This window comes from Paenibacillus prosopidis, from assembly GCF_003337375.1.
Taxonomy (GTDB): domain Bacteria; phylum Bacillota; class Bacilli; order Paenibacillales; family Paenibacillaceae; genus Pristimantibacillus; species Pristimantibacillus prosopidis.
The window spans coordinates 1-22023 of record NZ_QPJD01000017.1 but is presented as its reverse complement, the minus strand read 5'-3'; the positions used below and the strand labels follow the sequence as shown (position 1 = coordinate 22023).

Annotated in this window: 18 protein-coding genes; 6 read left to right on the top strand and 12 right to left on the bottom strand. The window is 47.3% G+C overall.

The annotated features are described in order from the left end of the window. Positions 1 to 280: 280 nt before the first annotated feature. Complete coding sequence (gene metE / locus DFP97_RS23265) at positions 281 to 2569, bottom strand: 5-methyltetrahydropteroyltriglutamate--homocysteine S-methyltransferase (protein ID WP_114382838.1); 2289 nt, start codon at positions 2567 to 2569, stop codon at positions 281 to 283. Between the two features lie 110 nt (positions 2570 to 2679). Beyond that, the gene (locus DFP97_RS23260) at positions 2680 to 3582 is read right to left on the bottom strand and encodes a LysR family transcriptional regulator (RefSeq protein WP_114382836.1); all 903 of its coding nucleotides are present in this window, start codon (positions 3580 to 3582) and stop codon (positions 2680 to 2682) included. 225 nt (positions 3583 to 3807) lie between these two features. Between DFP97_RS23260 and DFP97_RS23255 the strand changes: the two genes are divergently transcribed. From DFP97_RS23255 to DFP97_RS23245, 3 genes are read left to right on the top strand one after another with little or no spacing between them, the layout of a single operon-like run. Beyond that, entirely contained in the window at positions 3808 to 4587 is a 780-nt protein-coding gene (locus DFP97_RS23255; RefSeq protein WP_114382834.1) for an SDR family NAD(P)-dependent oxidoreductase, read from the top strand. A gap of 21 nt (positions 4588 to 4608) precedes the next feature. Then, positions 4609 to 5394, top strand: a complete 786-nt coding sequence (locus tag DFP97_RS23250) for an SDR family NAD(P)-dependent oxidoreductase (RefSeq protein ID WP_114382833.1) — start codon at positions 4609 to 4611, stop codon at positions 5392 to 5394. Positions 5395 to 5442: 48 nt separating this feature from the next. Beyond that, entirely contained in the window at positions 5443 to 6831 is a 1389-nt protein-coding gene (locus DFP97_RS23245) for a mandelate racemase/muconate lactonizing enzyme family protein (RefSeq protein WP_114382831.1), read from the top strand. 158 nt (positions 6832 to 6989) lie between these two features. Here the strand turns inward: DFP97_RS23245 and DFP97_RS23240 are convergent, their stop codons facing one another. The 5 genes from DFP97_RS23240 to DFP97_RS23220 all read right to left on the bottom strand — a co-directional run bounded on the left by DFP97_RS23240 (position 6990) and on the right by DFP97_RS23220 (position 12733). Continuing rightward, positions 6990 to 8396: a stalk domain-containing protein gene (locus DFP97_RS23240; RefSeq protein ID WP_114382829.1), complete on the bottom strand. Its 1407-nt coding sequence runs from the start codon at positions 8394 to 8396 to the stop codon at positions 6990 to 6992. 217 nt (positions 8397 to 8613) lie between these two features. After that, positions 8614 to 9576 (bottom strand): mannonate dehydratase, encoded by a 963-nt coding sequence (locus DFP97_RS23235; protein WP_114382827.1) that lies wholly within the window; start codon positions 9574 to 9576, stop codon positions 8614 to 8616. Between the two features lie 24 nt (positions 9577 to 9600). After that, entirely contained in the window at positions 9601 to 10947 is a 1347-nt protein-coding gene (locus DFP97_RS23230; protein ID WP_342773306.1) for an ABC transporter substrate-binding protein, read from the bottom strand. Positions 10948 to 10982: 35 nt separating this feature from the next. Next, complete coding sequence (locus DFP97_RS23225; protein WP_114382825.1) at positions 10983 to 11813, bottom strand: carbohydrate ABC transporter permease; 831 nt, start codon at positions 11811 to 11813, stop codon at positions 10983 to 10985. Continuing rightward, on the bottom strand, positions 11810 to 12733 hold the full coding sequence (locus DFP97_RS23220) for a carbohydrate ABC transporter permease (RefSeq protein WP_114383057.1): 924 nt from the start codon (positions 12731 to 12733) through the stop codon (positions 11810 to 11812). Before DFP97_RS23220 ends, DFP97_RS23225 begins: the two co-directional genes overlap by 4 nt. Positions 12734 to 13014: 281 nt before the next feature. Between DFP97_RS23220 and DFP97_RS23215 the strand changes: the two genes are divergently transcribed. Further along, complete coding sequence (locus DFP97_RS23215) at positions 13015 to 13920, top strand: RraA family protein (protein WP_114382823.1); 906 nt, start codon at positions 13015 to 13017, stop codon at positions 13918 to 13920. A gap of 71 nt (positions 13921 to 13991) precedes the next feature. On the opposite strand, the gene DFP97_RS23210 is transcribed toward DFP97_RS23215, so the two are convergent. Then, on the bottom strand, positions 13992 to 15167 hold the full coding sequence (locus DFP97_RS23210; protein WP_181873643.1) for a helix-turn-helix domain-containing protein: 1176 nt from the start codon (positions 15165 to 15167) through the stop codon (positions 13992 to 13994). 45 nt (positions 15168 to 15212) lie between these two features. Beyond that, positions 15213 to 15860 carry a GntR family transcriptional regulator gene (locus DFP97_RS23205; protein ID WP_114382819.1) on the bottom strand — a complete coding sequence of 216 codons (648 nt, stop codon included), beginning with the start codon at positions 15858 to 15860 and terminating at the stop codon, positions 15213 to 15215. A gap of 316 nt (positions 15861 to 16176) precedes the next feature. Here DFP97_RS23205 and DFP97_RS23200 point away from each other — a divergent pair, with 316 nt between their 5' ends. Then, a complete protein-coding gene (locus DFP97_RS23200) occupies positions 16177 to 17367 on the top strand; it encodes an ROK family protein (protein ID WP_114382817.1) in 1191 nt (396 codons plus the stop codon). Between the two features lie 240 nt (positions 17368 to 17607). Beyond that, on the top strand, positions 17608 to 18198 hold the full coding sequence (locus DFP97_RS23195) for an NAD(P)H oxidoreductase (protein WP_114382816.1): 591 nt from the start codon (positions 17608 to 17610) through the stop codon (positions 18196 to 18198). A gap of 159 nt (positions 18199 to 18357) precedes the next feature. On the opposite strand, the gene glgP is transcribed toward DFP97_RS23195, so the two are convergent. From glgP to DFP97_RS23180, 3 genes are all read right to left on the bottom strand, one after another. Continuing rightward, the gene (glgP, locus tag DFP97_RS23190) at positions 18358 to 20535 is read right to left on the bottom strand and encodes an alpha-glucan family phosphorylase (protein ID WP_245976559.1); all 2178 of its coding nucleotides are present in this window, start codon (positions 20533 to 20535) and stop codon (positions 18358 to 18360) included. 534 nt (positions 20536 to 21069) lie between these two features. Next, entirely contained in the window at positions 21070 to 21297 is a 228-nt protein-coding gene (locus DFP97_RS23185; RefSeq protein ID WP_114382812.1) for a helix-turn-helix domain-containing protein, read from the bottom strand. Between the two features lie 10 nt (positions 21298 to 21307). Further along, the gene (locus DFP97_RS23180) at positions 21308 to 21790 is read right to left on the bottom strand and encodes a DUF2975 domain-containing protein (protein ID WP_114382810.1); all 483 of its coding nucleotides are present in this window, start codon (positions 21788 to 21790) and stop codon (positions 21308 to 21310) included. Positions 21791 to 22023 lie beyond the last annotated feature (233 nt).

Below are 22023 nucleotides of genomic sequence, written 5' to 3'. Positions count from 1 at the left end.
CAAAAGACGAGTTTTTGTCCTTTTTTCAAGGCCTACGAAATCCGACACGGGGATGACCTGCTGCTTTCGACGTTATTTTTAATGATGAGTACCTCAAAAAAACCTGTAAAAACCTCCTCATTGCCTGCGTTTTCCTTTTCTTTCCTGAAAAGATTAATGAACATGATTGTCGAAAAAATTACACAAAAAAAAGCTCTTATTCCCGAAAGAATAAGAGCTGATGATTATAATAGGAGTTATTTTTTCAAAACGGTTGGCTTATCGATTTTGGGGCCCGTTATTACACCTTTAATGAATGCTTCGCACGGGCGATCTGCGTCGCTTCAACCATGTTCCGCAAGGAATCGATCGTTTCTTCGAATCCGCGAGTTTTAAGTCCACAATCCGGATTGATCCAGAAAAGCTTCGGATCCAGCACACGCAAGGCACGATCGATCATATTAGTCATTTCCTCCACTCGTGGTATACGTGGACTGTGGATATCGTATACGCCTAGGCCGATACCTAGTTTATAGGTGTTCAACTCGAAGCTATGAATAAGCTCGCCATGACTGCGAGATGTCTCGATCGAAATCACATCTGCATCCATTGCTTCAATCGAATCAATCATGTCATGGAACTCACAGTAACACATATGCGTGTGAATTTGCGTCGTGTCCTGAACCGTACACGTGGTCATTCGAAACGCTTTAACTGCCCATGCCAGGTACTTCGCTTGGTCTTCTTCCTTAAGCGGAAGGCCTTCCCGGACCGCAGGCTCATCAACCTGAATCATGCCAATCCCTGCATGCTCAAGCGCCTCTACCTCTTGTCTAAGCGCATAGGCCAGCTGGTAGGCGATTTGTTCGCGTGTGATGTCTTCACGGACAAACGACCAGTTCATTATCGTAATCGGGCCGGTCAGCATCCCTTTAACGGGACGATCGGTCTTCGACTGAGCATACTTTGTTTCCTTGACAGTCATCGCTTCCTCGAAAGCTACATCCCCAAATATAATCGGTGGCTTCACGCAGCGGGAACCATATGACTGCACCCATCCGTTCTGTGTGAACGCGAAGCCCGCAAGCTTCTCTCCAAAAAATTCGACCATATCCGTTCGTTCAAATTCGCCATGCACGAGGACATCCAGCCCGATCTCTTCCTGCAGCTTAATCCAGATATCGATCTGCTCTCGAATGAAGTTTGCATACTGCTCATTGTTCCATTCACCCTTGCGCCACAGTTGACGGGCCTTGCGTACTTCTGCTGATTGCGGAAAACTGCCAATTGTCGTCGTCGGTAACATCGGCAATTGCCATTTCTTCTGTTGAGCAATATGACGCTCAGAAAAAGGCAGACTGCGTTCTGGATGCTGCGCACTAATGGCAGCGACAGCCTGCTGAATGTCGTTACGATTCCGCTCTCCTGAAAGCTTGAGCGCCTCAAGAGCACTCTCGCATTTTTCAAGCTCGTTTGCGATTACGGCCACACCTGAAGAGACTGCTTTAGTCAGAAGGACAAGCTCGTCCAGCTTCTCATCGGCAAATGCGAGAGCATCCTTTAGTTCAGGTAAGAGCAGCGCCTCATTTTTTACCGTGACCGGAACATGAAGCAGACTGCACGATGACTGTACGATTATCCGGTCGGCCGTTACGAATTCACCTAACTCTTCCAGCAGTACCAGTCTCTCGCGAAGTGACGCCTTCCAGATGCCGCGACCGTCGATGACTCCCGCTCCTAGAACCTTGTCCGCAGGAAAACCTAATGCTTTAATCGTTGGCATATTGCCGTAGAATCCATGCACGAAATCAAGTCCTATTCCTTTGACGGGCAGAGCGACGATGTCACTGTAGTTCTCAACCGATTCAAAATAGGTTTGCAGCATGATGTTCAGGTTTGGCACCGAAGCGGCAAATGTCTCATAGATTGTCTTCAGTCGCTGGAGATCAGCAGCGCTTAATTTTGTTACAAGTATCGGTTCATCTATTTGTACCCATTGAACGCCTTCACTCTCCAGCTCCTGAAGGATCTGAACATAGAGCGGCAGCAATCGCTCCAGCCAAGCATCGGTCTCCGATATACTGTACCCTTTTGACAGCTTCAGGAAGGTTAGCGGGCCTACGATCACCGGCTTTCCCTCGATACCGAGCTTATCTTTAGCTTCCCGATACGCATTAAGGGGTCTATTTTCGGTTAGCACAGGGTTTGCCCCATCCAGTTCAGGTACTATATAGTGATAGTTGGTGTTAAACCACTTGGTCATTTCGCTAGCTGTGGCATCCTTTGTCCCACGGGCAATCCCATAATAAACAGATAAAGGCACAATGCCGCCCTTATAAGGAAAGCGTTTTGGAATAATTCCGAACATAGTGGCTGTATCAAGAACATGATCGTAATAGCTGAAATCATTGACCGGGATGAAGTCGATTCCCTTCTCCTGCTGCTTACGCAAATGATTCAAACGGATCTCCTGCAGCTGACTATGAAGCTCCGATTCTTCGAGCTTGCCGGACCAAAAAGCTTCCAGCGCTTTCTTCCATTCGCGATCCGCACCAATACGGGGATATCCTAAAACACTACTTCTCACCATCTTGCAACACTCCTATACAAATTGTTACAAGAAAGATACCACGTATCGGTAGATATAGTGTAACTGGATAAAACTATAGCTAGTCATAGCCTTTGGCTATATCAAAGTTTTTATTGGGTTATCGCTTGTTTGAGCGCTTCTATATATGCCGCTCCGAGCTTGGATAGCGAGGCATTTCTATGAGAAATCCAACCGACATTGATGGTTTCTTCACAATCCAGAGGTACGGGAATAATTTCATTGCCGTTTAAATCGGCGCTTAGAACCCCTGTCGATATGGTATATCCGTTTAATCCAATCAATAAGTTGAAAAGCGTCGCCCGGTCATTTACACGGATGCTCTTCTTATGTGTCAGCGTACTGAGAATCTCTTCTGAAAAATGAAAAGAATTATATTCCCCTTGATCGAAGGACAAATACGGATAATTCTGGAGCTGGTCTATAGTCACGATAGATTGCTTTGCCAACGGATTCTTAATACTGATGAAAATATGCGGCTTAGCCGTAAATAAGCTAGTGAATTGCAAATTTGCGGTTTTGAGCAGTTTGTTGATGACTTTCCCATTAAACTCATTAAGATATAAGATCCCGATCTCGCTGCGTAAACTTTTGACATCCTCGATAATTTCATAGGTTTTGGTCTCACGCAACGTTAACTCATATTCATCTTGGCCATACTCCCGGACCAGACTCACAAATGCATTCACCGCGAAAGCGTAATGCTGGGTAGAAACCGAAAAATGCTGCGGGGAAGGCTTAGCATTAAGATACCTGCTTTCCAACAATTCCGCTTGCTCGACTACCTGCCGGGCATAGCTTAAAAATTCAACTCCTTCCTTAGAAAGAGAGATTCCTTTATTAGATCTTTCAAAAATCGCAAACTGCATTTCTTCTTCCAGATCCTTAATCGCATTTGAAAGACTAGGCTGAGAAATAAACAACCGCTTGGCAGCTTCATTAATAGAGCCCCGATTCACGACCTCAATAACGTATTTTAATTGTTGTAGAGTCAATGCTATACTCCCCTCAAACATCTCTTTGTTCTTAATCCAAGAATACTTACATAATAACTTATCCCATCTCCAATAGTTAATCTTTTTTCATTACTCAGCTCTCAGGGTTTACAAAAAAACAAACGAAATCATAACTTTACGGCATCGTCATGGACGGGTCAATCTAACTAAGATTAAGCTATGAAGGATTTTGATCAGCCTATTGCTGCGTTATGGAGGGGATCTATGAAACTGCATAATCAGATTGTTTTTATTACAGATGCGGACTGCCGCACTGGTTCTTCACTTATTCGAAGGTTAACGGAGGAAGGCGCGCAATTTATTTTAAACAGCCGTTCGGGCGGTGCGGCCATTGCATCTGAACTAACCAGCATTTACGCAGCGGGATCGCAGGCCTTTGTCGTCAACATTGATTTATGCAGCCGTGCCGAAGCAGATGAGATGCTGAAGGAAGCATCGCTGCAGCTCGGTACGGTAGACATTCTTATTCACAACAATAATGTCGTTATGCCCGCCTCTATTGAATCATGTGAAGAAGAACGGTTTCTTCAGAGCTTGAACGTGAACGCGAAATCAGCTTTCATCTGCACGCAAGCCGCCGGTAAACAAATGGCCGATAAGCAATCGGGGAAAATCATTTATATCTCCTCCATTCATGCGGAAAAGCCGACGGGCTCCTCTTTTTGCTACAGTGCATCGAAAGGCGCGGTTAAAATGCTTTCAAAAGAAGCAGCGCTCGTGCTGGGACGTTCCGGCATAAACGTAAATACGATTGAACTCGGTCCGGTTGAAGGCGACAACGAAAAATTCCGGAGCAGCCTTTCTACTCTGTATAACGATTATGAGTATAAGGTTCCAAACGCCGTACTGGGAGATTATGACGACCTTGCCGAGCTCGTCCTGTTTCTTTCTTCTGGTGAATCTCGTTATATCAACGGATCGGATATTCGTCTGGACGGCGGCTTTCTGCTGCATTACATGAATTTCAAAATGAAACGTCCATAACCGCCGGCGTGGAGGTGTGCCATGAGCATAGCAGGCAAAATCGCACTCGTGACCGGTGCGGGAACAGGAATCGGCCAAGGCGTTGCCGTAGAGTTAGCAAGGCGCGGCGCTAAAGTCGCCATTCATTATAATCAGAGCGATGCCGGAGCAAATCATACGAAGCAGCAAATCGATGAGTTCGGTGGAGACGCGATAATCGTGCAAGCGAATGTCGCGAATAAGCAGGAAATTGAGCGTATGGTGAAAAACGCTGCGGACCAATACGGCGGCATTGACATCCTAGTCAATAATGCGGCCCTTCAGCTGAATTACTCGTTCTTCGATCATGATGAAGCTTCCTTCGATCGAATGATGGGCATTAATTTGAAAGGCTACTGGCAATGTATGCAAGCTGTTATCCCCTACATGAAAGCGAAGCAGAAAGGCCGTATCATTAATATGTCGTCCGTTCACAGCAAGCGACCTACCGATTTCGATGTCGTCTACTCGATGACCAAGGGCGGTATACGGATGCTGGGAAGAGAAAGTGCTATTGAGCTTGCCCAATATGGCATTACTGTAAATACAATTGAGCCCGGCGCTGTTGATGTCGGTAAACAAAGCGCCAGAGAATCGAGACCAATCATCACTCCCGAGGATATGGAGAAGCACAAGAAAACGGCAGGTCATATACGAAATAAGTTTCCGCTTGGCCGAGTCGGTACCCCGCTCGATGTCGCCCGGCTTGTTTGTTTTATCGCTTCGGATGAAAGTGAATTCATGACAGGATCTTCGATCCGTCTAGACGGTGCCAGCATGCTGCTTTAATAATCGCTGAGATACGTATTCATACACTTATATAAAGGAGTGAACGTTATGACCAACAATCAATCGTATGAGGAAACGCTTGCCCATGTCAGCACGCATTCAAGTCCTGCCGAACTTCGCATTACCGATATTCGTTTCACCGATATTGTAGGCGGTCCGTTTCACAGCAGCTTGATTAAGGTATATACCAATCAAGGATTGATCGGGTTTGGCGAAGTACGTGACGGCGCGGACAAAGTGTATGCGCAAATGCTGAAGGGAAGGCTGCTTGGCGAAAATCCATGCAACATCGACAAGTTGTTCCGGCGCATTAAACAGTTTGGCGGACATGCGCGGCAAGGCGGCGGCGTAAGCGGACTCGAGATTGCATTATGGGACCTGGCAGGAAAAGCGTACGGCGTACCGGTCTATCAAATGCTGGGCGGTAGATTCCGCGACAATATCAGAATGTACTGCGATACGGAGGTTGTCGGCAAAGATACAGGAACGGCAATGGGTCTGGCCCTTCAGAAACGTATAGAGGCGGGCTTCACGTTCCTGAAGATGGATCTCGGCATCGGCCAGATCATTAATGAGCCTGGAACGTTAAGCGCCCCTACCGGCTTCCTCGAGGAAATGAGAGAAAAGTCGAGAAATCGATACACTGCCAGCAAAGACGGATTAACGCCTGAACAAATACGGGAAATCAAGAGCCGGCATTATGACATTTACAACATCCCCCATCCTTTTACGGCCATTCATGTTACGGAGAAAGGTCTGGATATGCTCGAACAGTATGTTGCGGACGTACGTGCTGTTATCGGCTATGAGATACCGCTCGCCGTCGATCATTTCGGCCATATCGGGCTCGAGGATTGCATCAAGCTCGGCCGCCGCGTCGATAAATATAACCTCGCTTGGATGGAGGATATGATTCCTTGGCAGTATACCGAGCAATACGCCAAGCTGTCACGTTCGGTAACAACACCAATTTGTACAGGCGAGGATATTTATTTGAAAGAAAATTTCAAACCGCTGCTCGAAGCCGGAGGCGTGTCCGTCATCCACCCGGATGTCCTTACAACAGGCGGCATTCTGGAAACGAAAAAAATCGGCGATATGGCGCAGGATTACGGCGTTGCTATGGCGATTCATATGGCAGAGAGCCCGATCGCCTGCCTCGCAGCCGCACATGTCGCCGCAGCCACTGAAAACTTCCTGGCGCTCGAGTACCATTCCTGCGAGGTAGCTTGGTGGGACGACATCATCATAAGCAGCAGGCTGCCGAAAAAACTCGTCCAAAACGGTTTTATCACGATAACAGACGCGCCGGGTCTCGGTATCGATGACTTGAACGATGAAGTACTGGCTCAGCACCTTCACCCGGACATTCCAGGCTTATGGGAATCTACAGACAACTGGAACAACTATTATTCAAATGACCGGCTTTGGAGCTGATATATCAGTTCCGCCTTACATTATAGTAAAAAAGCGGAACGCTTAATGCGTTCCGCTTTTTTATTTTTAAATATGACATTGCCCAGGGTTGCCAGATCTAAAAATATCGATTTTTGAATATCAATGAAACTTATAAGTAATATGATGACTGTTATCTGCTATAAAGTTAGCAGTACTTCACGGTTCTTGCCGTCCCAGACCACTTTTGCTCCCATCGTCTGAGCTACAAAACGCAGCGGAATCATCGTCCTGCCCTTTACAACCTGAATTGGGGAAGGGAGTTTCAAAGATGTACCGTTTACTGCCGCTTCCTGTTTCCCAACTTCCATCTTAATTAAATTGGAGCCATACTTGATTGTAACGATATTGTTGGCATAGTTGACTGAACCGCCTAGCGATTCGAACAGTCCTCGAATTGGAACGAATACTGAACCGTTTATCATCCTAGACTGATTTTCCATAAGCAGGTATTTTCCATTTAATCGAATTCCGATTCCTTTGACTACCTTTTTCGGAATGATTTTATGATCGTATTTGTATTTATCGTCTCCATAAAAGTTACTCATCTTTCCCCATGAAGATACCGTGCCATCCTTGTGAATCACTGTACCTCCTCCTTCACTCTTAGCGCTAATTGCTATAGCCTGACTGAGTCCTTTTACTGGAAAAAGCTTCTTATCTTCTGTTGGCCAAATCCAGTATGACACCGTGCCGTCCTTCATGAGAACAAAAGAGTATGCATACGTATCTCCTACATCGTCCATAGCCCCCGATACTGCCGTTACACCCGGAGCCAATTTTGCAACGTTAAAATTTGGCGTTGTTAACCCATATATGGCATATCGATTAATAATATAGACATCCCATGAAGCGCTGAAAATCATTCCAGTAGAGATCGATGCTGCCTTCTTGAAATCCGTTGGCTCGATGCCAGATTGATAAAGTTTACCGGGAAGGAACGGATCGCTGTATTTGTCTCGTCCCCAGAACCAAACTGTCCCGTCCTTAGCGAGCGCGACCGGAAAGTACCCTCGTCCCTCAATCGCGACGATATCTTCCAACTCACCAATCCGACCCGGCTTTCGTTTTTCTTCTACACTTGCGTCAGGAGCGCAAGTGTCGTTAGGTGTCTGATACTCACACAATCCTTCCAACGACCAAACCGTTCCGTCAGCTTTAAGAACATAATTTCCTGAAATGTCGATAGCATTATCTAACCCTTCAAGACGACTAGGTTGATCAAAGGAATTAAAGTAATAGTATCCTCCGTCAGGAAGTTCTATATTTCCGCTCTTTCTTCCCCATGTCCAAACACTGCCATCCATTTTTATAGCCGCATTGCCTTCGGAGATGGTTTTTACATCCTCAAGGATAGGCACTGCCTCGAAGGTTTTGTCATTCCACGACCACAGTATTCCCTTGTTGTCCAGCGCATTATTTCCAGCAATGCTTATAATGCCATTTAGAAATGGATCCTGTGCTGCATTAGCGGAAGTAGGAACTGCAGACAGAACAATTGTGACCGTAATCGTAAAAATCGCTAACTTTTTCAAAATCCCACGCATCGGTTCACCTCATCACTTTTATATTAATACTTAAGACGTTGTTTTTGGAAAATAGTTGCTACTTTACCAATTAAAAATAAATCTTAGAACCCAAGGATAAGTTCTAATGATGTTTTATCAACTTCATCTTCCGATAATCCTAGAGCACCATTGTTGTAGCTTCATTCATAAAAATGGGCTGGCCCGCGTCTCAACGACATGCTGGCCAGCCCATTTATTATTTTGCTACTGAAGCTTCCATCAAGCCTCGAATGTATCCGATCCCGTAAAGCCGCCCAAGCAGCTCATAGCCGGGATTAGCGTTGTCCTCCCCTTCCATCGTCGGCACATGATCCGGTCTGGCGGGGCCGTTGAATCCAACCTCGTAATACGTTTGCATTGCTTCGAGCATATTCGTTTTACCGTCGTCATGGAACGTTTCCTCGAACTTTTCCGGTGTTCCCCGCACATCGCGGAAATGGACGAAAAAGAGTTTGTCTTGCTTCGCGAATTGGCGAATGACTTCCGGGATATCGTCTCCGGCCGTTGCAAGCGTACCTTGGCATAATGTTATTCCGTTATACTTACTTGGAACCAGATCAATCGCCCGCTGCAGCGCGGCTGCACTGCGAAGTATACGCGAGACACCGCGAATCGGAGTTATTGGCGGATCGTCGGGATGGAGCGCCAGCTTTACCTTTGCTTGCTCGGCCACCGGAACGATGCGCTGCATAAAGTACTCCAGGTTTTCCCATAGCTGGTCTTCTGTAACGATACCTGCTTCCGTGAGCGGCGCATCCTTCATAAGGCTGTGATCATAACTGGATACGAGCGCACCGCCGCGTGTCCGTGTCGTCGTTGAAGTGCGGAACCAATTGAACTGCGCCATGAAGTTGTAACAGAGTACGGGAATGCCTGCAGCGCCCATATTCGTGATAAACCTCTGGAACTGCTCAATTTCCTCTTCTCGTCCTGCCGTACCGAGCTTAATATGATTGCTTGGCGGCATCGATTCAATGACCGAAAGCTCAAGTCCAAAATCGGCGAATCGCTGCTTCATGCGGATAAGCGGCATTAAGTCCCATGGCTTCTCCTGTTTTTCCTCCCAAGGAAGCCCTCCCACCGCATGATCTACACCAAGCTGCTTCGCTAAATGCCATAACCGATTTGGCTGAGACGGGAACACTTCTGCTAATTTCATTATTAGAACACCTCTTTTATACGATTATTGGCCGCCTGCTTTAGCTGCTAATTCTTTACCCAATTTATCGATTTTGTTATAGGCGTCCTCGATAGATTGCTGGCCGAACGTAACGGCTTCCATTTCCTTCCTATACGTATCAACCCATTCCGAAAACCCTGCTGCCGGCGAATAGAACGGCAGCGCTTTATCTAGCGAAAGATCATAAATTTCTTTGCCGAGCTTATCCTTCGGCTGCAGCGTCGGCTCCAGCTCTTTGTAGATCTCAGGGTTAATCGGAATTCCACGCGTCAGGCCGAGAGCTTGCCCTGCTTCTTTGTCCGTAATAAACCACTTCACGAATTTCTTCGCTTCTTCTTTATTTTTGGAATTGGCGCTGACGCTCAAGAAGATCGTTGACTGGGCCCATCCGCCGCCCGCTGGCCCCACTGGTAAGTTAACGACGCCTACTTTACCCGGCATTAACTGCTCCAAGGCGCTTACAGATCCAGTAGTTGCCCCTCTTGTCATGACGACGCCGGAAGCCATTGGATCAGCTTGCGGGTCATTTTCCAGGAAGGCAGCCGCTTTCTCGGCAGGAGGTACAATTTTAGCCTTACGGAACTCCTCATATGTTTGGTAGAAGGTCAAAAATAAATCTTTGTCGAGATTAAACTTCTTGCCGCCATCGGACATGATCGGCTCCTTACCCATCGACGTCTGATAGTAGTTGAAGCTGTCCCAAGTAGTCGTATCGCCAATCGGATATTTTCCTTCCGGCAGCTTAGCCCGCGCGTCTCTTGCCCACTGGAAAAATTCATCATACGTCCAATCCTTATGCGGATGCGGAATTCCGTATTGATCCAGCTCGGTTTTGTTGAATGCAAGCCCTTGCGCGTTTTGACTGAGCGGGATTCCATAAAGCTTGCCGCCGATTTTTAAATTTTCAATAACGGTAGGATCGACGATACCGCTCAAATCGATGTCAGACAGATCCTCCAGCTGTCCCCGAGAAACGTATTCTTGAATGTATGCGGCATCCATTTGCAGCACGTCGGTAATGGATTTCGATGCTGCGAGTGTCGGAAGCTTCTGCCAAAAAGCATCCCACGCCATAAATTCCGGCTTGAATTTCACGTTAGGATTTTGCTTCGTATAAATGTCCAGCGCTTTTTTCGTCGCTTCGTGACGGGCATCCGGTCCCCACCACATGATGCTTAATGTTTTCTCGCCGCCCGTATCCTTATCGGTCTGATTATCAGGCGCATTGGTAGCACCGCTGTTTACATTGTTACCGACATTATTGCCTCCGCCTCCGCTGCAGGCGGTTAACGCAAGCATCAGGACTAACATTAGAAATCCAAAGCTCTTCGGCCAACTTTTGTTCATCATTGGACATCCCCTTTTAATTGATTAATGTGAGATCGTCAACCCTTCAAGCCAGTTGTGGCGATTCCTTCGACAAAGTGCTTCTGCGCAAGGAAAAAAATAATGACAGAAGGAAAGATCGACAGTAAGGACATTGCGAGCAGCTGTCCCCATTGAATGTCGAACTGGTCAATGAACATACGCAGCGCTAAGCCGACCGTAAACTTATCGACCGAGCTCAAATAGAGCACCTGAGCGAAGAAATCATCCCAGCTCCATATGAACGTAAAGATCGCTACCGTAACAAGCGCCGGCTTAAGCAAAGGTAAAATGACTCTTAAAAAAATCCCATAGACGCTCGCGCCGTCAATCGTCGCAGCCTCATCCAAGTCACGCGGAATACCGCGAATAAATTGCACAAGCAGGAAGATAAAGAACGCTCCTCCCCCAAAAAAATGCGGCAGCACCAGCGGCACATAGCTATCGACGAATCCGAGCTTGTTGAACAATATGTACTGCGGTACGACTGTGACCTGACCCGGAAGCATCATCGTCAACAGCAGGATCGAAAACCAAAAGCCGCGCAGCTTGAAATTCAGCCTTCCGAAGCCATATGCCACAATAGCTGCAGTCGCAACTCCTCCTAAAACGTTTCCGAGCTCCATGAGAAGCGTGTTGCTGAAAAAGTGAGCAAAGGTATACTCCGATGAGAAATGCCACCCTTTCCAGTAGTTGCTCCACATCGGTGTCGAAGGCCATAGCGTGGGCAAGCTGAGCTCTTCTGTTTTTTTCAATGAAGCACCTGCCCACCATATAACCGGGTACAGCATGAGGAAGGAGAACGCCGCCAGAAACAGATGGTTTGTCAGCTTGGAACGGAGCGAACTCATTTCGTTTTCCCCCCATCCGATTCGTAGAATACCCAGTAACGCGATGCCATGAAGTTAATGATGGTCAGCACGGCAACAATCGTGAGCAGTATCCAGGCAAGAGCTGACGCATATCCCATCTGATAATGCTTGAACGCTTTCTCGTAAAGAAACATCGCATACATATAGGTCGAGTTGATCGGCCCGCCCTTCGTAATGATGAACGCTGAGGTAAACGTTTGGAACGAACCGATAATGCCGAGCACGAGGTTAAAGAACATGACCGGCGAAAGCATCGGAAGCGTAATGCTAATAAACTTCCTCACCTTCCCGGCTCCGTCAACGGAGGCCGATTCGTACAGCTCCTGTGGAACCTGCTTCAGTCCCGCTAGAAATATAACCATGGTCGAGCCAAACTGCCACGTATTAAGCAGAATCAATGTACCAAGCGACGTGTCCGGATTAGAGATCCAGCCAACTCCCTCAATGCCAAACCATGCCAGCACTTGATTGATATAGCCGTCAAGACCGAACATATTACGCCACAGCGCTGCGACGGCAATACTTCCACCGATTAGTGATGGAAAATAAATAGCCGTCCGGTAAATGTTCATTCCTCGTATGCTTTTGTTAAGCGCCAACGCAACCATTAGCGAGAAAAACAGCTTCAGAGGTACGGAGAATAAAACAAACAGGAACGTGACGCTGAGTGACTTTGTAAAAGTCGCGTCGCTTGATAAGATTTTCGCGTAGTTGTCCATTCCCGTCCAAACCGGATCCTCCAGCAATGAATATTCGGTGAAAGATAAATAAAACGATTGCGCGATCGGCCATAACGTCAGCAGCAGAAAACCGATTAACCATGGAGAAATAAATACATATCCGGCTAAATGGGTTGCTCCTGTATGATTGCGCTTCCGCTTGGGTTGCTTCTTCTCCATTCCAGTTCCAGTCGCCGTCTCAGCAGTCACCCCAATAATCTCCTCCCCCTTTAACTTTTAATTGTTTTTTTGGTTGGTATTCTCTTACTTTATACGAAAGCGGTTTCACCAATAAAGGAGAGGAAATTATGAAAGTGTTTGATTTTATATAGTGTGAAAAATTCATAGACCGGCGTAAAATGCCTTAAGAAAGTCGCATCGACAAATATGGGAAAGTCCCCAACAATAGACTTAAGACTTACGCTTGGCAGCATTATACTCATTCGGAAGAGGTGCTTTTGATGAAATTTGATAATCCGGAAGATATTATTCAGCTTACGCCGCTATGGCAAGGAGAACGATTTCCAAACGGGCGCCCAAAGGTGCCGGACGACGTTCTTCGCCGCATGCGCAAAATTACTTTAGAGGAAGCATGGGGCCCTCTATGGAACAGAGGCTATACGTTTCAATTTGAAGGCGATTTCAAAATCATTCACCCTGATAAAGTTATGGTTGGACGTTCCGTTACCGCCGTTATGGTGCCAAAGCGGCCTGATTTGCATGAAACGCTGCTAAATTACGGTCATCAGCAAGAGGAACGTAAAGGCTTTTTTAATCAATGGGTAATCGACTCTTTGGTCGAGGATGACGTCGCTGTCGTGGATATGTTCGATAAGGTTCACTTAGGCACTTATGTGGGCGGGAATTTGTCAACCGCTATTTCCACCCGTACGAAGCGAGGCGGAGCAGTCATTTGGGGCGGCATACGCGATAATCAGCAAGTGGTCGAGATTGAAAATATAAACGTGTTCTACCGCGGCAGTGATCCGACTGCCATTGCGGACGTAACAATGGTCGGCATGAACGTTCCGACACGGATCGGGCGAGCTATTTGTATGCCTGGCGACGTCGTGCTTGGCACGCCGGCCGGCGTCATCTTCATTCCGCCGCACCTCGCTGAGCTTACCGTCGTACAGGCGGAAAAATCACAGGTGCGGGACGTGTTCGGTTTCGTCCGGCTGCGCGACAGCGTCTATACGACAGCACAAATCGACGCCTCATGGAATGTAGCCTTGTGGCAAGACTTCATGAATTGGTTCAAGAACGACGATGCGGCAGCCGATTACCGCCATTTGACCTGGGATTCCGAGCTGGAAGAAGCGCGCAAAGCGGAACGAAACGGTCCTCAGAACGACGTTCGTCTATAAACAGCAGAACAGAAAAAGGACTCTGGAGGGCATATTCCATGCCGCTAGAGTCCTTTTATATTCATTCTCTATTACTTACCAACCGATTCCCGATACTCGCTCGGAGATAGTCCTACTTTTTTCTTGAATATTTGACTGAAATAACGCGGGTCTTGATAACCGACCTTCTCCGCTACCTCGTAATTTTTAAAATGGGTGCTCTTCAGCATGTCTTTCGCTTTATCAATTCGAATATCCGTCAAATGCTCAATAAACGTTTTACCGGTATTGGTCTTGAACAGCAGGCTCAAATAAGTCGGCGTCATATACACCTTCTGGGCGACGCTTTGCAGGGAAGCGTATTGACACTCCTGCTCCATATGGTGAATGGTTTTCTTAATAATACTGCGGTGGCTTTCCTTCTGGTTATGGGAAAGAACCTCTTTCAGACCGGTAAGAAACGAATGGACATATTGCTTAATGTCGATCATTGTCTCCATTTTCACAATGGACATAATTTCAAACCGCTTGTATGAGCTTACCATTTCCGCCTCAGCCAGCACCCGTTTCTCCATTCCTACAAGAAGCCGCAGTGTCAGCTCATACACGCTCTGAATTTCGATCGGCCCATTCCGAAGCACCCAATCATAAAAAACATTCACGGATTCCTCTACTTCTTCATCTGACTCTGCAGCTTTGAACGAATCAAACAGCTCCTTCTCCTTATCGGACGGATATAGCTGCATCGTTTCATATCGGGGCAGCTCACTGAAGTATATAATCTCTCCCGCACCCCGGTAAAACTTATATTCAAGCGCTCTGGAAGCTTGCCGGTAAGAATGGAATACATCATATAGATGACTGCAAGGCTTTCCTACGCCGATCGTCATCGGTTGGCCAAACTGTGCGTTCAGCATCTCCTGAATCGTTTCCAACACGTCCTTCGAAACCCAGGAAAACAGTACTCCGATCCTTCCCTCTTCATCCATAAACACGACATTGCCGTCTGATATCCGCTCCTGCAAGTAATCGCGCATTTTCTCTACAAAAACAATCTTCTCATGCTCATCTTCGAAATGAGCTGTTGGCTCTAATAGAGCCATAGCCGGAAAGGTATAGTATGGATTTAGATGCAAGCTTGACAGCTTCTCCCTCAAACTCAAATCCGGTTTTGCATGACCAGTATCCGAGACCAAATCTCTAAGAAAGCGGTCCCTCATCCATGTGAGAATGATATCTTCTTTGAATAATTGTCCCTCTTTCAGCATGCTCCACTTCCCCTTTTGTAAGGATGACATACGAGATGCATGACATTAATTGAGATGTATCGTCTTATAAGAGTGCATATGTTCGATGAAGGTTTGCTCAGCCAAGGCAGCGTCTCCTGTTCGTAGAACGTCTACCAAACGCAGATGCCAATCGGCCAGTCCATCCGTAGAGAAGTGGCGGTTAGAAATAGCCATAAACCGCATGACCTTCATCTTCATATGGTTCCATAGCTCTAGAATCATGTGATTATCGCAGCGTTTGTAGAAAAAACCGTGAAATTCCATATCCAGCTCCAAAATGTTTAAGAGATCATTTTGTTCATGCGCCTCATGCATGCGGCGTGTAATGCCTTCCAGATAATTGAAATCTTCTGCGGTTAAATGTATCATCGATTGCCTGACGGCAAAGCCTTCAATAATTTCTCTCAACACAAAAATATCTTTTATTTCCTTCGACGTAATAGTGGAGACGACCGAGCCTTTGTTGGCAACGCCGGTAATGAAGCCTGCTTGCTTCAACCGCTCCAATGCTTCCCGCACAGGAGCCTGACTTATATCAAATTTTTTCGCAATTTCGAGAACGAGCAGGCGGGTGCCAGGCTGCAGCTCCCCTGCAAGGATCTCTTTCTTTAGCGTCGTATAGACATGCTCACTGATTGAGTTTATTGCTGCGATCGGCAGGTTCCCTTGCATCGTATTCACATCTCCATTTCACATTATCGATTATCGATAATACTGATCAAAAAAAGAAAGCGTTGCCAAACCAGGATGTGTAATCCCCCGTCATTCACCTCCCCTGATTTCAGATTATCGATAATTTGCTTCATAACTTTATTATAGAACTGCCTCCCTTCCGCGACAACCGATTTTATTGTCGAATGCTGGAAAAATGATTAAATAAAAAGTCGAAAGAACACGGTTCATTATTTCACTAGTCACACTTGCGCCTTAAGCTTATAATAGAGAATGATTTATATCCGATAATATTACTTGGACAATTGGAGATTTAATGATGAACGTGAAGCTGCCAACAATAAAAAAACAAGTTTTTGATCGTATTATCCGAAGCGGCTTGGTGTCCAAAGCAGAGCTAATGAAGCGATTGACCGTTACGAGTACGAGCTTAACCCGAATATTGGAGGAATTGCTTACGGACGGGCTGATCCTCGCATCTGAGCTAGGTCGCTCGACCGGAGGCCGCAAACCTATTTTGTACCGGGTAAACCCATCACACCGCGCCGTCTTTGGCTTAGAAATTTCCAGGTTCTCCTCTTCAATTGGACTTTATGACTTGAACTTAAAGCCATTAGCGTTCGAAAGATGGAAAATGGATGATCAAATGACACCGGAACGGTTGATCGGAAAAATAACCGTGCTTGCTGAACGGATGTTGAACGACTGCCATATTGAACGTGAAAAAGTGATCGGAATAGGGATCGGAGCCGTCGGTCCTCTTAGCCGCGAGGACGGAATCATGCTGAAGCCGCGGTATTTTCCGGCGGAAGGCTGGAGTAACGTGGCAATCTGTGAAAGCTTGGAACAAAGTCTGGGACTTCCCGCCCTGCTTGACAACGGCGCAAACACGGCCATTATCGGCGAGCACTGGGCGCTTAGGACCGAAGAAGTTGAGCATATGCTTTACGTTCATGCTGGCGTTGGTTTGCGGACGGCTATGATGTCTGGCGGCCAAATTGTTAGAGGCGCGGTCGATATGGAAGGCTCATTTGGACAGATGATCATTCAGACGGATGGACCGCGCCTCGGCGATGAAGGTAATTACGGCGCTTTGGAAGCGATGGTTTCCATTCCTGCTCTTGAGAAGAAGATTCGTTCACAGCTCACTATGGGAAAATCAAGCACGCTCATTGCACTACCGGCCGAAGACATCCGGTTTGACGCACTGCAGGACGCATTTGCGAAAGGCGATTCCTTCGTAACCGAGCAATTTATGCAAACGGCTACATACCTTGGCATAGGAATTGCCAATCTCATTAATATTTTGCACCCTGAAGCGGTCATTTTAGGCGGTCCGCTGGTCAATGTTGACAAGAAGATTTACGATACGGTCATTGAAGTCGCACGCAGCAATATATACTATTCTCCCCAATATGAGCCCCGGTTCTCGCAAGGACAGCTGACGGAGGATGCGGTTACCGCAGGCGCGGCCGTTATGCTTCTGCAGGAATGGGATCTCAGTTGACGACGGTTTAAAAAGGAACGATGCTTAGGCTTGCGCCTGCATTGTTCCTTTTTTTATGTATCGAAAAGCCATACTGTTGCACTTTCTAAGATTGTCATAAATAGGTACTTTTCGGTACCTATATCACTTTTTAGTTCTTATAGCACTAAAAAGTGCGTTCTTCCTTTTTTTCACTTCATATTAGATAATTTTATCGTACCCCATTCGAAGTAAAAAGTAGAGATTTGGAAGGTGACGACTATGAAAATATTGACCGTTGTATCGCACCCAAGGGTGCACTCCTTAACCTTTTCTGTTGCAGCCAGATTTACACAGGGACTCAATGATGCGGGACACGAAACGGAGATGCTGGATTTGCATCGCAGCGGCTTTGATCCTATATTGTGGGAAGCGGATGAACCCGATTGGTCATCTGAAAGCAAGATCTATTCGCCTGAGGTAGAGGCAGAAATCGAACGAATGAAGAAACATGACGCTCTCGCCTATATATTCCCGATATGGTGGTACAATCTGCCTGCTATGCTAAAGGGATATATCGACCGGGTATGGAACAATGGTTTTGCATACGGCTCCAATAAATTGCATCATAAAAAAGTACTGTGGCTTGGTCTAGCAGCAGCCCCGAAAGAACACTTTGAGAAGAGACAATACGATAAGATGCTCTCCCAACAACTGAACATCGGAATGGCCCATTACTGCGGAATCACTAATAGCAAGGTGGAGATATTATATGACACTCTGGATTCAAGGCCGGAAATTTTCGAAAGGCTCCTGACGCAGGCTTATCATTTCGGACTAAATTATGATCATGATTCAAAGTCCGCAACTTAATAATTCATTAGCAAGAGCAGGAAAATGCAAAATCGACGACGAATCTTCTAGCCTGCTAGCAGCTTTACCCATAGATTGTTTTGATATCCGATACCATATACGGGAATGCAAGACGACGGTGTCCTTCAAGGCTCCGCCGTCTTATATGCCGTTCTTCCGTTATCCCCAAGCGGCCAGCTCCATCTCGAAATCGCTCGTGAAATCTGGGCTAATCGGCGTCACCCGCACGTTCACATTAGCCTTCCAGATGTTGATTGAGACGTCGGGTAAAGCGCCCTCGTAGACGTACAGTCCCTTGGCCTGCTGCTGTACCGGCTCCAGCTTCGCCTTCCAGATGCCACGACGGCCATCGGAGCCGACCGCCTCCACGCGGACGTCCTTGTTCCAAATGGCGCCGAGTTGAATTTCGGCACGGAAAGCCGTCTTGTTCAGCCCGATCCTGCTGCTTTGGTCGGCCAGAATGTCCGCTTTCTTGACTCGGACTTCGGACCAGTTGTCACGGATGAATTGCTTGTAGGCGGCAACCCTCGATGCGACCTCGAAGTTGTCAGCGGCGAACCGCTTCCCCCTTACGGTCGTGGGGACATATAACTTGTGCCAGTATTCGCTTACCATTCTGTGGGTGTTGAAGACGGGCGCGATTGAGCAGATCGACTCTTTCATCAGGTTGACCCATTCCGTCGGGACCTCGCGATCACCCCGATTGTAGAACAGCGGAATAATCTCTTCCTCAAGCAGCCGGTAAAGCGCTTCGCTGTCCTGCTGCGCCTGGTACTCGAGGTCGCCGTCCGTCGCGCCTTCAATGGCCCAGCCGTTCCGCCCGTTGTAGCCTTCCGCCCACCAGCCGTCCAGTACGCTGCAGTTGAGTACGCCGTTCATGGCCGCCTTTTGCCCACTTGTACCGCTCGCTTCCATCGGTTTCACCGGCGTGTTGAGCCAAACGTCGACGCCTTGGACCAGCTTCTTCGCCTTATCCATCGCATAGTTCTCCACGATGTAAACCCAGCCCTTGAACCTTTCCTCCCGGGATAGCTCCACTATTCTGCGGATCAGTTCCTGTCCCGGTCCGTCCGCGGGATGCGCCTTTCCGGCGAAAACTAGACACACGGGGCGCTGCGGATCACCCAGAATGTGGGCGAGCCTCTCTAAGTCGCGGAAGATGAGAAGTGCCCGCTTATATGTCGCAAACCGCCTGGCGAAGCCGACGATCAACGGTCCTTCACCGGAAGGGGCAAGCGGCAGTCTCAACTCTCGGACCATCTCGGATTTCGTCCGCTGATGCTCCTCCCAAAGCTCTATGTGCGGGATATCCCGAACAGCAGCCCATACATCCGGTTCCGCAGTACGGACGGCCCAGTCGGACGGGAGGTGCCGGTCGAACAGCTCCTTCATGCCGCTGGCCAGCCACGTCCCGATATGGATGCCGTTCGTGACCGAATCGACTGGAATGTCCTGACTCGGAATATGCGGCATCCACCGGTGGAACATCTCCTGGGTCACCTCGCCGTGCAGCTTGCTCACCCCGTTCACCTTCGACGACGTGCTGACGGCAAGTCGTGTCATGTTGAACGCGTCGCCCAATCGGCCGAGCGAAAGAACCCGCTCCCTGTCCGTCCCGAGCTGCCAGTAATAGTCGCCGAAATAACGGTCCATCATGTCGATGGAGAAGACGTCATGCCCAGCCGGAACCGGTGTGTGCGTCGTGAATACAGTGCTCGCCTTGACGGCTTCAAGTGCCGTCTCGAACAGCACTCCTTCGGCGGACAGCATGCGGATGCGCTCGAGAGTTAGGAACGCTGGGTGCCCTTCGTTCATATGCCAGACGTCCGGCCGGATGCCCAGCGTAGCGAGCAGTCTCGCACCGCCGATGCCGAGGATCATCTCCTGGCTTATGCGGACGTCTTGTTCGCTCGGATAGAGTGTGTCGGTCAAGCGACGGTCCGCGTCGCTATTCGATTCAACATCGGTATTGAGCAGGTACAGCGTGACAGAGCCAACCTGCACGGACCACGCTTTCGCATACACCTGTCTGCCGCCGATCATCACGCCGACGACGAGAGGCCGCCCTTCAGCATCCCTCACGGGACGAACCGGGTAGGAGCTCGCCTCTGGGTCGATATTTTGATACAGATGCTGCTGCGAGCCGCCCTCGTTGATGCGCTGCTGGAAGTAACCCTTACTGTAAAATATGCCTACGCCCGTAAGCGGAACATTTATGTCTGCGGCCGCCTTGATATGGTCGCCTGCCAATATGCCAAGGCCGCCCGAGTAAATCGGTAAAGATTCGTCAAGTCCAAACTCTGCCGAGAAATACGCTACACCGCCGTTTGACATCATCCCACCTCATTTTCGCGAAAAATTGCGCTTCGAATGTAAGCGCATGACTTGATGCCTCTATACTATATGCCGGTTTGCGGTACACGTGCCTATGGCAAGCGGGAGCTACGGTGTGGTAAACCCCAGCAGGCCGCGTCAACCGCGGTCCCTGGGGCGCCCTTGGTTCTATTCTTATTTCCGCCGTCACCGGAAAATGATTACTCGGGAACCAGCTCTGAGGTAGAGCATCTTAAGCGGACTGAACTCGAAGTTTACCGGCAAGCGGGTTCGTGTTCAATATTAGGATTAGACTCAAGCAATTTAATCTGTGTTGTTGTAAATAGGCGTTTGGACATGGTGTAGGTTTACCTCATTCATTGTAGTATTTTTTATTAAAACACAAAAACCCGAAAGATGGGCACTTTTTCTAAAGTGTCTATCTTTCGGGTTACAGTTCAGGCAAACTGCTCCTTATTGGATTGAACTAAGGTTCCCGTTACTTCAATGAATTAGTCCTCCACCAGCCAGCAAATGGTTTCCCAATCACAACTCACATTAACCGATAATGGTGGTGTCTTCGTCACTTTTGTATTCTAAAATATCTCCAGGCTGACATTGTAAAGCCTTACAAATCGCCTCTAAAGTTGATAATCGAATCGCTTTTGCCTTTCCATTTTTCAATATAGAAAGGTTAGCCATTGTTATTCCAACCCTCTCCGAAAGTTCTGTTACGCTCATTTTTCTTTTAGCCAACATCACATCAATATTGATTATAATCGCCATTTTATTCACCTCAGACCGTCAAATCATTTTCTGATTTTATATCAATAGCCTCTTTTAAAAGCTTTTGGAGAACAGCAGCAAAAACGGCAATCACCATGGAGGCAAAAATCATGACCATTCCAATTATTATGATACCTGGGGCATCGTCTTTCTCCGCCATGAGATAGAAGAGTGGCATGCCTACCACAAACAAGCTGCTGATTGTGATTGCACAGTATTTTATATTCATTAAAGCTCTTACAGATAAATCCGAGAAAGCTTTGTTCTTGTCAATATAGCTTAACAGTTTAAAAGCTTGAAACAGAGCAAAATAAAAAGGTATCGCCGTAGCATACAAATCGATTAAAACGAGATATTTCATATAAGTAATATCTGGATACAATTCTGCTGCAAAATTCGCAATCTCAGGCACCAAAAATATGCACAAAGCAAGAACTGGGATTCCAATAAGAATAACAGCTGCCTTTAAAAAGAGTGTTGTTCCTCGTTTCATAAAAAGCCCCTCACTTATTATTAAATTTAATTTGACTTTAACACAGAATATATCGTTTTGCAATAAAAAAATACTGACATTAAATACATTGTTGTTGTTACAGCTTTTCAGTCGAATAGAATGCAGGCCTACCATTTGGTAGGTTGGGCCTGCAAACCCTCACAGATCCGTACGTGCCCAATTAAGGCATACGGCTCTTCAAATCATCTTACTGAACAAAGGCCTTAGCCTTG

Coding starts and splice junctions, on each gene's coding strand:
- metE (WP_114382838.1), bottom strand. CDS start 2,569: ATGGTGAGAAGTAGTGTTTTAGGATATCCCCGTATTGGTGCGGATCGC.
- DFP97_RS23255 (WP_114382834.1), top strand. CDS start 3,808: ATGAAACTGCATAATCAGATTGTTTTTATTACAGATGCGGACTGCCGC.
- DFP97_RS23250 (WP_114382833.1), top strand. CDS start 4,609: ATGAGCATAGCAGGCAAAATCGCACTCGTGACCGGTGCGGGAACAGGA.
- DFP97_RS23245 (WP_114382831.1), top strand. CDS start 5,443: ATGACCAACAATCAATCGTATGAGGAAACGCTTGCCCATGTCAGCACG.
- DFP97_RS23240 (WP_114382829.1), bottom strand. CDS start 8,396: ATGCGTGGGATTTTGAAAAAGTTAGCGATTTTTACGATTACGGTCACA.
- DFP97_RS23235 (WP_114382827.1), bottom strand. CDS start 9,576: ATGAAATTAGCAGAAGTGTTCCCGTCTCAGCCAAATCGGTTATGGCAT.
- DFP97_RS23230 (WP_342773306.1), bottom strand. CDS start 10,947: ATGATGAACAAAAGTTGGCCGAAGAGCTTTGGATTTCTAATGTTAGTC.
- DFP97_RS23225 (WP_114382825.1), bottom strand. CDS start 11,813: ATGAGTTCGCTCCGTTCCAAGCTGACAAACCATCTGTTTCTGGCGGCG.
- DFP97_RS23220 (WP_114383057.1), bottom strand. CDS start 12,733: ATGGAGAAGAAGCAACCCAAGCGGAAGCGCAATCATACAGGAGCAACC.
- DFP97_RS23215 (WP_114382823.1), top strand. CDS start 13,015: ATGAAATTTGATAATCCGGAAGATATTATTCAGCTTACGCCGCTATGG.
- DFP97_RS23210 (WP_181873643.1), bottom strand. CDS start 15,167: ATGCTGAAAGAGGGACAATTATTCAAAGAAGATATCATTCTCACATGG.
- DFP97_RS23205 (WP_114382819.1), bottom strand. CDS start 15,860: ATGCAAGGGAACCTGCCGATCGCAGCAATAAACTCAATCAGTGAGCAT.
- DFP97_RS23200 (WP_114382817.1), top strand. CDS start 16,177: ATGATGAACGTGAAGCTGCCAACAATAAAAAAACAAGTTTTTGATCGT.
- DFP97_RS23195 (WP_114382816.1), top strand. CDS start 17,608: ATGAAAATATTGACCGTTGTATCGCACCCAAGGGTGCACTCCTTAACC.
- glgP (WP_245976559.1), bottom strand. CDS start 20,535: ATGATGTCAAACGGCGGTGTAGCGTATTTCTCGGCAGAGTTTGGACTT.
- DFP97_RS23185 (WP_114382812.1), bottom strand. CDS start 21,297: ATGGCGATTATAATCAATATTGATGTGATGTTGGCTAAAAGAAAAATG.
- DFP97_RS23180 (WP_114382810.1), bottom strand. CDS start 21,790: ATGAAACGAGGAACAACACTCTTTTTAAAGGCAGCTGTTATTCTTATT.